This window comes from Mesorhizobium sp., assembly GCF_024509055.1.
GTDB lineage: Bacteria > Pseudomonadota > Alphaproteobacteria > Rhizobiales > Rhizobiaceae > Mesorhizobium.
The window spans coordinates 1-744 of sequence record NZ_JANINM010000367.1 but is presented as its reverse complement, the minus strand read 5'-3'; the positions used below and the strand labels follow the sequence as shown (position 1 = coordinate 744).

Below are 744 nucleotides of genomic sequence, written 5' to 3'. Positions count from 1 at the left end.
TTAATATGAGATTCGCGGTTGGCTAAAATAAGCGGCCGCGACATGAAAGGTTGGACAATGGCCAAGATATCCAAGGCTTCCGGCGACGGCGTTTTCGCAGTCCTCCCACTGCGCGATATCGTCGTGTTCCCGCATATGATCGTTCCGCTCTTTGTCGGGCGCGAGAAGTCGATCAAGGCGCTGGAAGAGGTTATGGGTCAGGAAAAGCAGATCCTGCTTGCCACCCAGATGAATGCAGCCGACGACGATCCCGAGCCGGATGCGATCTTCGACATCGGCACGCTCGCCAATGTGCTGCAGCTTTTGAAGCTTCCCGACGGCACCGTGAAGGTGCTGGTCGAGGGCGCCTCGCGCGCCAAGATCGTCTCGTTCACAGACCGCGCCGACTTCCATGAGGCTCGCGCCACGGCGCTCGCCGAGCCGGAAGAGGAAGAGGTCGAGATCGAGGCGCTCGCCCGCTCGGTCGTCACCGACTTCGAAAATTACGTGAAGCTCAACAAGAAGATCTCGCCCGAAGTGGTGGGCGCGGCCAGCCAGATCGACGACTACTCCAAGCTCGCCGATACGGTTGCCTCGCATCTCGCCATCAAGATCCCCGAGAAGCAGGAGATGCTCGCCACGCTTTCCGTCAAGGAGCGTCTGGAGAAGGCGATGGGCTTCATGGAAGCCGAAATCTCCGTACTCCAGGTGGAGAAGCGCATCCGCTCGCGCGTCAAGCGCCAGATGGAGAAGACGCAGCGCGAG

At 59.9% G+C, this 744-nt stretch carries 1 protein-coding gene; it reads left to right on the top strand.

Going from position 1 to position 744, the window contains the following annotated elements; translation table 11 throughout:
* Positions 1–57: 57 nt before the first annotated feature.
* A partial coding sequence (locus Q0L57_RS16175; protein ID WP_296744159.1) for an LON peptidase substrate-binding domain-containing protein occupies positions 58–744 on the top strand: 687 nt, incomplete at its 3' end.